This is a genomic window from Geofilum sp. OHC36d9, from assembly GCF_052400685.1.
Lineage (GTDB): Bacteria > Bacteroidota > Bacteroidia > Bacteroidales > Marinilabiliaceae > CAZHHH01.
In genome coordinates, this window is sequence record NZ_JBQTGJ010000008.1 from 74,473 (window position 1) to 82,240 (window position 7,768).

Sequence of the window (7,768 nt, forward strand, 5' to 3'; positions counted from 1 at the left end):
AGTTGGACTTTATAGACAGACTCTAATTAAATAGTTTTTAACATGGTTTTTAATAGCTTTTGAACTATATTTGCAGCTAATTTTGATTAAATATGCCCTTTTGAAATTTAAAGACGGGATCATAATATGAGCAGTACAGCAGCAAAAAGGAAACTACGCAGTTCGTATGCCACCACGATAATTAGTATTTCGTTGGTGCTTTTTTTGTTGGGAATTATTGGGTTTTTATTGCTTAATGCCAGTCGCTTATCGGTTTATGTGAAAGAAAATCTGGGTTTTACCGTTTTGATAAAAGATAATGCCCGGGAAGCCGAAGTGATGCGATTGCAGAAGATTTTGAACGCAGCACCTTACGTTCGCTCAGCAGAGTATATCAATAAAGAACGTGCGGCTGGTGTTTTGAAGGGGGAATTGGGGGAAGATTTTGTTGAGTTTTTAGGTTATAATCCGTTACTGGCTTCTATTGAAGTGAAGTTGGCAGCTGATTGGGCTCGACCAGACAGTATGGCTCGTATCGAATCGCAAGTGCTTAGCTTTCCCGAAGTAAAAGAAGTGTATTACCAGAAAAATCTGTTGGAGGCAATTCATGATAATATCAGGCGTATTTCGCTGATATTAAGTGTGTTTAGTGTGCTGCTTCTGATGATTGCGATGGCCTTAATTAATAATACTATTCGTCTATCGGTTTATTCGCGTCGGTTTTTGATTCGTACCATGCAGTTGGTAGGTGCCACACGCGTGTTTATAAGGCGTCCTTTTCTCATGAAAAGTGTTTTGCACGGCCTGGCCGGCGCTACAGTCGCTATCATTTTACTGTCGGCTGTTATTTATGGCCTAAGCAGTGAATTGAATGGTGTCATAGGTTTTTCTAATGTTCTATTGATTGGTGTTTTATTTGTTTTTGTGGTTGTTACCGGTATCGTGTTGACTTTGGTTTCAACTTTTTTCGCGGTTAATAAATATTTGCGGTTGCGTACCGATGAATTGTATTATTGATAAAGATTTTGATCATGTCAAAAAAAGAAACAACAAAAAAATCGACTTCCGAAAAGAAGTTTGAAATGGCGCTTGGCAAAGAGAACTACTTACTTTTAGCCCTTTCATTTTTAATTGTCGTTGTGGGTTTTGTTCTTATGATTGGTGGTGGCAGCGACGATCCAAAAGTGTTCAATGAGGCTGTTTATGGTTTTCAAAGAATCACATTGGCACCTATGGTGGTGTTATTTGGATTTTTGTTTGCGATTTATGCCATTATGAAAAAGCCGCGTGCCGATAAATAGAAATTGTTAACTCTCTCGCTTTTTTTTGAATAAACAATCGTTTTTTTATGAATTGGATTGAAGCTTTAATCCTTGGTTTGCTGCAGGGGTTGACTGAGTTTTTACCTGTTAGTAGCAGCGGACATCTTGAAATTGGAAAACAGTTATTGGGCGTGGCCCCCGGTGATAATCTGATATTTACTGTTATGGTACATGCTGCCACCGTGTTAAGCACATTGGTCGTCTTTCGTAAGGATATTATTACCTTGTTAACGGGATTATTTAGGTTTAAGTGGAACGAAGAAACACAATACCTGCTTAAGATTGTAGTTTCTATGATTCCTGTTGCCGTAGTTGGGCTTTTTTTTAAGGATGCTGTCGAAACTCTCTTCGACACGCCCGACATTTTGTTTCTGGTGGGATCTATGTTGTTTGTTACGGCTCTTCTGTTGTCGTTTGCCTACTATCGTAAACCGGGCAACAAAGATATTTCATTTGGTCGTGCTTTTATTATCGGTATCGCCCAGATGGTAGCTGTTATTCCTGGTATTTCAAGGTCTGGTTCAACCATTGCAACCGGGCTTTTGTTGGGTACGCGCAAAGAAAGCGTGGCCAAGTTTTCTTTTTTAATGGTTTTGGTTCCTATTTTAGGGGAAGCTTTTTTGAGTGTTCTGAAGTACGAAGCGCCCGTCGATGCAGCGTCGGGTGGCGTTGGTGTGTTACCTATGGTAGTTGGTTTTGTAGCTGCTTTTGTGGCTGGATTGGCTGCTTGTAAATGGATGATTCGAATCGTGAGTAATGGCAAACTTATATGGTTTGCCGTTTATTGTGCCTTGGTGGCTATATTTGCGATAAGTGGTGCACTCATCGCGTAAATAATGGAATGGAAGATTTAGTAAAGGAATTAGATGTAAGGCAGGCTAAAAGTGCCGAAGATTTTAAAGAAGGGCGGATTCTTTTAATCGACAAGCCACTAACATGGTCGTCGTTCGACGTGGTTAACAAGGTTCGTATTATGCTTCGGGCCAACCTGGGTATCCGAAAAATAAAAACCGGACATGCCGGGACGCTCGATCCTTTGGCTACCGGTTTATTGGTACTTTGTATTGGTAAGGCTACCAAACGCATCAATGAATTAATGGGGTTGGATAAAGAGTATGTGGCTGACATTACTTTTGGTGCAGAAACACCTTCTTATGATCTTGAAACTGAATTTTCGGAAACTTTTGAAACAGGACATATTACCAAAGAAAAGGTCGAGCAATCATTAAAAGATTTTTTGGGAGTTCAAACGCAAACACCACCTGTCTTTTCTGCTGTGCGGGCAGAAGGTCGGCGTGGGTATCAACATGCCCGCAGCGGAAATGGCGATGTTGAGATGCCACCCCGCATCGTTGAGTTTTTTGAACTGGAGCTGTTGAGTTTTAACCATCCGGTGGCTACCGTACGAATAAAATGTAGTAAAGGAACTTATATTCGTTCGTTAGCTCACGATTTGGGGCTGGCCTTGGATTGTGGGGCACATCTCAGCAGTTTACGACGCACTGCCAATGGCGTTTTAAGAGTTGATGCTGCTATGTCGTTCGATTATTTTAATGAAGTTTTAAAAGAAATTCGAACAAATGCTTGACTTATACGTATAAGGTCAGCTTATTTTGTTTAAAAAAATCACTCAAATATAATTTGTTACTATGAAGTTATCGAAGTTTAAATACAAATTGCCAGAGGAACTGATCGCTTTGCATCCAACGCTTAATCGTGATGAGTCGCGTTTGATGGTTATTAATCGGGCCACCGGGAAAATAGAACATAAAATCTTTAAGGATCTTATCAATTATTTTAAGGAGGATGATGTTTTGGTGTTTAACGACACAAAGGTTTTTCCTGCCCGGCTTTATGGTAACAAAGAAAAAACAGGGGCAGAAATTGAGGTTTTTCTTCTTCGGGAACTAAACCAGGATCAGCGTTTATGGGACGTTTTAGTTGATCCGGCACGTAAAATACGTATCGGGAATAAACTTTATTTTGGTGAAGATGACGCCCTGGTGGCCGAGGTAATTGATAATACCACTTCACGGGGACGCACCCTGCGCTTTTTATTCGACGGGCCCTATGAGGAGTTTAAAACAACTTTATATGGATTGGGCCAGACGCCTCTGCCTAAATTTATAAACAGGGAAGTTGAGCCAGAAGACAGTGAGCGGTATCAAACCATATTTGCCAAACACGAAGGCGCTGTTGCTGCGCCTACCGCCGGGTTACATTTTAGTCGTGAGTTATTGAAACGTCTCGAGATTAAAGGTTCGAAATTTGCTTACGTGACGCTTCATGTCGGTTTGGGCAATTTTAGGAGTGTGGATGTGGAAGATCTCACCAAGCATAAGATGGATTCTGAACAGATTTTTATCCGCGAAGAAGCCACTGAAGTTATCAATAAAGCCAAGGACGATAAAAAACGAATTTGTGCCGTAGGAACAACTGTTATGCGAACACTTGAAAGTTCGGTTAGTACTTACGGTCATGTTAAGCCTTTTGAAGGATGGACCAATAAATTTATCTTTCCCAACTATGAGTTTAGTGTGGCTAATTGCATGGTGTCAAATTTCCATTTACCTTACTCTACATTGTTGATGATGACTGCTGCTTTTGGAGGCTATGATTTAATCATGAAGGCTTATAAAGTGGCTGTTAAAGAGAAGTATCGGTTTGGAACCTATGGCGATGCCATGTTAATTATATAACCAAGGGGGGATAAAGAAAACTCAAAGACGGCCCGAAAAATTTTATGTTTTTTGGGCTGTTTTTTTTTAACATTTGGTAACGTCCCATTTTAGATGGCAGACGGAAAGCCTTCTCATATCTGTTTGAGCGTAATTTTAGCGTGTCTGGTTCTGTTGAAGAACCGGAATAATTGTTTTTTCCGAAAAAGGGAATTTGTTCTGAAGAATTTATGACAAGTCGCTGGTGAGTATTTCCTTATATGGACTCTCTTTAATGAAGCCAACAGCCTGTGCAAACACAGAAGAATGTACAAAAATTGTGATACTTTCAATAGTGGCGCCGCCCATAGTGAGGTTCATAACAGACGATGCAGGATTATCCGACTCAAGCAGACATATAATAGACTTCGATTCTAAGTAATCCTGAATCTCTTCGGCTAACGCTCTGTTACTTATAGTAAGTAATTGTTTTAAATCGGTTGACATATTGTATGCTTTTAATGTTCGGCTGCTGTAAGTTAAGTGATTTTTGCGAGTAGATACCATGTTTTTTTTGATAAATAATGTTTCCCCGAAAAATTCAGAGGCAGATATCAACATTTCATTTTTGAGGCTTGCGAAGTCATAAAAATCAAGGAACTGACGAACGAAGTAAAGGCATAAGCAAAGCTATTGCTTTGATTATGCTTTACAAGGAGGAAGAAGACGGAGACAGTTTTATTGACAAGCGTAACGCAGAAGTTGACTTTATAGACAAACATACAATAATGGTTGGTTTTTGGATGGCTCAGGTTGCGACCGTGATAACGCGTTGTTTGTCTGTTTTACAATTATTCGTTTTTTTCTTTGGTTTTTTACTAAAAATTAACTATTCGTAACGTGTTATTATATTGATAGTTGCAATAATATTGAGCGTAAAATGGTTGGGCCGGACTATTTCAATAGTTCATAATCGCTTAAAATACACTAATTTTGCACCCCAATTCGGAATTCTACTATATGCAAAAAATTAGAAACATTGCCATCATTGCCCACGTTGACCATGGTAAAACAACCCTGGTTGATAAAATGCTTATGGCCGGCAACCTTTTTAAAAATCACCAGCAAGTTGGTGAATTAATCATGGACAATAACGATCTGGAACGTGAACGAGGTATTACTATCCTTTCGAAAAACGTTTCAGTGATCTGGAAAGACACTAAAATCAATATTATTGATACGCCCGGTCACTCCGATTTCGGTGGTGAGGTTGAACGGGTTCTTAATATGGCCGATGGCGTTTTGCTGTTGGTTGATGCTTTTGAAGGACCTATGCCGCAAACTCGTTTTGTGTTACAGAAGGCGTTGGCATTGGGATTGAAGCCTATCGTTGTAATTAACAAAGTAGACAAACCAAATTGTCGCCCTGAAGAAGTTCAGGAATCTGTTTTCGATTTAATGTTTAGTTTGGATGCCACAGAGAAACAGCTTGATTTTGTGACTGTTTATGGTTCAGCCAAAGAAAATTGGATGTCTTCCGACTGGAAGGAAAAAACCAACGATATTCACGTTTTGATGGATGCGATTATTGAGCATATTCCGGCACCTGATAAAATGGATGGAACACCTCAATTGTTGATCACTTCGCTGGAATATTCGTCTTATGTGGGACGTATTGCCATTGGCCGGTTGCACCGCGGGAAGCTGAAATCAAATATGGAAGTCGCTTTGGTAGGCCGGAAAGGTGAAGTTTCTAAAACACGCATTAAGGAGTTAAATGTGTTTTCAGGTCTTGGACGTGTCAAAGTCGATGAAGTTGAAAATGGCGAAATATGTGCTTTGGTTGGACTTGATCGTTTTGATATTGGTGATTCAATTTGTGATGTAGAGAATCCTGAACCTTTGGATCCTATTGCCGTTGACGAGCCAACAATGAGTATGTTGTTTACCATCAACAACTCTCCGTTTTTTGGTAAAGATGGTAAATTTGTGACCTCTCGTCATATTCGTGATCGTTTGTATAAAGAGCTGGAGAAGAATCTGGCTTTGCGGGTTGAGCCGACTGACTCGGCAGATGCCTGGATCGTTTATGGACGTGGTGTGTTGCATTTGTCAGTATTGATTGAAACCATGCGTCGTGAGGGGTACGAATTACAGGTTGGACAGCCCCGTGTTATTATAAAAGAAATTGACGGTCAGAAGAATGAACCGGTAGAGGAGCTAACGATTGATCTGCCCGATGAAGTTTCGGGTCGTGCCATCGAAATGGTTTCTATGCGAAAAGGTGAATTGCGGTCCATGGAGCGAAAAGGCGAACGGGTTCATCTTGAATTTATTATTCCGTCGAGGGGTATCATTGGATTGAGAAATGCTTTGTTGACAGCTACGGCTGGCGAAGCGGTAATGGCTCACCGATTTATCGAATTTCAACCCTGGAAAGGGCTCATTGAAAAACGTAAAAATGGTTCGCTAATTGCCATGGAAGGGGGGACTACCTTTGCCTATGCCATTGATAAATTGCAGGACAGGGGTAAATTCTTTGTTTTTCCGCAGGAGGAAGTATATCTGGGACAGGTGATTGGTGAGAATAACAGGGAAGGCGATCTTACAGTAAATGTCACCAAAAGTAAAAAATTGACCAATATGCGGGCTTCCGGCTCCGACGATAAAGTGCGTATTGTACCTCCCATTGTCTTTAGTCTCGAAGAAGCACTTGAATATATTCAGGCAGACGAGTATGTTGAAGTAACACCCAAATCCATTCGTTTGCGTAAGATTTTATTGCAGGAGTTTGAACGTAAACGTCAGAATAAACAATTTTAATCGAGTCACCGGTGATTATAGTCTGGTTTTATTACTAGTATGATCAGGTACTAAATATAACGAATCCGCAAAGATGAATTTAATGATTCATTTTTGCGGATTCTCTTTTTGTTATACTCTACATTTATAATAGTTTGACTAGTTGGCTGCCATTTGATATTTTAGTGGCAAATGAAGCTAAAAAAATATGTTTACTGATGTAAATGATCATTCTGAATGCAGACGTAACGCAGGAGTTGATTTCATAGACAAGTACTATTTAGATTTTGTCAACTGTTATAACTCTGTATGTGTTTGAATTTATTGTAATTCTGATATTGTTTTTCGAATTCTTAACATAGATATTTTTTCCGGTTTTATGGAAAAATCCGATCTCGGTTTCTTTTATAATTTTGAATAGCGTTTGTTCTATTTCTGTTTTCGAATAGTTACTATTCAGTTTTTTATTGATTCTGCCGTAAACCAGTTCGGTGTAGCAAATATGATTAAGAATTTCGGTTTTGTTTATAAACATTGATGATTGTTTCATTATACGTTGTGTTGCGTTTGATTTTCCACTAATGCGGCATCTGTAAGTCCGCCTTAACAATACATTAATGTGATTGAAGAAGCGTCCTGAAACAGGAGTGTCAAATCGATCCGATTATGAAACACAAAAATGATAATTTTGAAAGAGAGTATGGAAAATATGGCGTTTTTTTGCTGATGTCATATATATATTGAATGCTTCGGTGCGCACAATATAAATATTCAGATAGATACTTGCCGGAAAATGTAAATGAAGGGGGTGGTTTGTAGTAATAAGCTCCTCAGGTAGGACTTGAACCTACGACCTACGGATTAACAGTCCGCCGCTCTAACCAACTGAGCTACTGAGGAATTTTATTTTATGGAAATTGAAGAACTTTTAGCTCCTCAGGTAGGACTTGAACCTACGACCTACGGATTAACAGTCCGCCGCTCTAACCAACTGAGCTACTGAGGAAT

The 7,768-nt window shown here is 39.6% G+C and carries 8 protein-coding genes and 2 tRNA genes; 6 read left to right on the top strand and 4 right to left on the bottom strand.

Going from position 1 to position 7,768, the window contains the following annotated elements:
• Positions 1 to 126: 126 nt before the first annotated feature.
• The 5 genes from ACT3CD_RS09980 (at position 127) to queA (ending at position 4,000) form a co-directional block, all read left to right on the top strand.
• Complete coding sequence (locus tag ACT3CD_RS09980; protein WP_444645322.1) at positions 127 to 996, top strand: cell division protein FtsX; 870 nt, start codon at positions 127 to 129, stop codon at positions 994 to 996.
• Positions 997 to 1,010: 14 nt separating this feature from the next.
• A complete protein-coding gene (locus ACT3CD_RS09985) occupies positions 1,011 to 1,280 on the top strand; it encodes a DUF3098 domain-containing protein (protein WP_444645324.1) in 270 nt (89 codons plus the stop codon).
• Positions 1,281 to 1,327: 47 nt separating this feature from the next.
• The gene (locus ACT3CD_RS09990; protein WP_444645326.1) at positions 1,328 to 2,134 is read left to right on the top strand and encodes an undecaprenyl-diphosphate phosphatase; all 807 of its coding nucleotides are present in this window, start codon (positions 1,328 to 1,330) and stop codon (positions 2,132 to 2,134) included.
• A gap of 8 nt (positions 2,135 to 2,142) precedes the next feature.
• Positions 2,143 to 2,889: a tRNA pseudouridine(55) synthase TruB gene (truB, locus tag ACT3CD_RS09995; protein WP_444645327.1), complete on the top strand. Its 747-nt coding sequence runs from the start codon at positions 2,143 to 2,145 to the stop codon at positions 2,887 to 2,889.
• Between the two features lie 61 nt (positions 2,890 to 2,950).
• On the top strand, positions 2,951 to 4,000 hold the full coding sequence (gene queA, locus ACT3CD_RS10000; RefSeq protein WP_444645329.1) for a tRNA preQ1(34) S-adenosylmethionine ribosyltransferase-isomerase QueA: 1,050 nt from the start codon (positions 2,951 to 2,953) through the stop codon (positions 3,998 to 4,000).
• Between the two features lie 207 nt (positions 4,001 to 4,207).
• Here queA and ACT3CD_RS10005 read toward each other — a convergent pair whose 3' ends face one another.
• Positions 4,208 to 4,465 (bottom strand): hypothetical protein, encoded by a 258-nt coding sequence (locus ACT3CD_RS10005; RefSeq protein WP_444645331.1) that lies wholly within the window; start codon positions 4,463 to 4,465, stop codon positions 4,208 to 4,210.
• A 513-nt stretch (positions 4,466 to 4,978) separates the two neighbouring features.
• Between ACT3CD_RS10005 and typA the strand changes: the two genes are divergently transcribed.
• Positions 4,979 to 6,781 (top strand): translational GTPase TypA, encoded by a 1,803-nt coding sequence (typA, locus tag ACT3CD_RS10010; protein ID WP_444645333.1) that lies wholly within the window; start codon positions 4,979 to 4,981, stop codon positions 6,779 to 6,781.
• A 259-nt stretch (positions 6,782 to 7,040) separates the two neighbouring features.
• Here typA and ACT3CD_RS10015 read toward each other — a convergent pair whose 3' ends face one another.
• From ACT3CD_RS10015 to ACT3CD_RS10025, 3 genes are all read right to left on the bottom strand, one after another.
• Positions 7,041 to 7,310, bottom strand: coding sequence for a DUF3781 domain-containing protein (locus ACT3CD_RS10015; protein ID WP_444645335.1), 270 nt, complete (start codon positions 7,308 to 7,310; stop codon positions 7,041 to 7,043).
• A gap of 276 nt (positions 7,311 to 7,586) precedes the next feature.
• Positions 7,587 to 7,660: transfer RNA gene (locus tag ACT3CD_RS10020), tRNA-Asn, on the bottom strand.
• Positions 7,661 to 7,692: 32 nt separating this feature from the next.
• Positions 7,693 to 7,766: transfer RNA gene (locus tag ACT3CD_RS10025), tRNA-Asn, on the bottom strand.
• Between the last annotated feature and the right edge of the window lie 2 nt (positions 7,767 to 7,768).

Excerpts from the sequence above, each read along its gene's own strand:
- truB (WP_444645327.1), top strand. The coding sequence starts at position 2,143 with ATGGAAGATTTAGTAAAGGAATTAGATGTAAGGCAGGCTAAAAGTGCC.
- ACT3CD_RS09990 (WP_444645326.1), top strand. The coding sequence starts at position 1,328 with ATGAATTGGATTGAAGCTTTAATCCTTGGTTTGCTGCAGGGGTTGACT.
- typA (WP_444645333.1), top strand. The coding sequence starts at position 4,979 with ATGCAAAAAATTAGAAACATTGCCATCATTGCCCACGTTGACCATGGT.
- ACT3CD_RS10015 (WP_444645335.1), bottom strand. The coding sequence starts at position 7,310 with ATGAAACAATCATCAATGTTTATAAACAAAACCGAAATTCTTAATCAT.
- ACT3CD_RS10005 (WP_444645331.1), bottom strand. The coding sequence starts at position 4,465 with ATGTCAACCGATTTAAAACAATTACTTACTATAAGTAACAGAGCGTTA.
- ACT3CD_RS09985 (WP_444645324.1), top strand. The coding sequence starts at position 1,011 with ATGTCAAAAAAAGAAACAACAAAAAAATCGACTTCCGAAAAGAAGTTT.
- queA (WP_444645329.1), top strand. The coding sequence starts at position 2,951 with ATGAAGTTATCGAAGTTTAAATACAAATTGCCAGAGGAACTGATCGCT.
- ACT3CD_RS09980 (WP_444645322.1), top strand. The coding sequence starts at position 127 with ATGAGCAGTACAGCAGCAAAAAGGAAACTACGCAGTTCGTATGCCACC.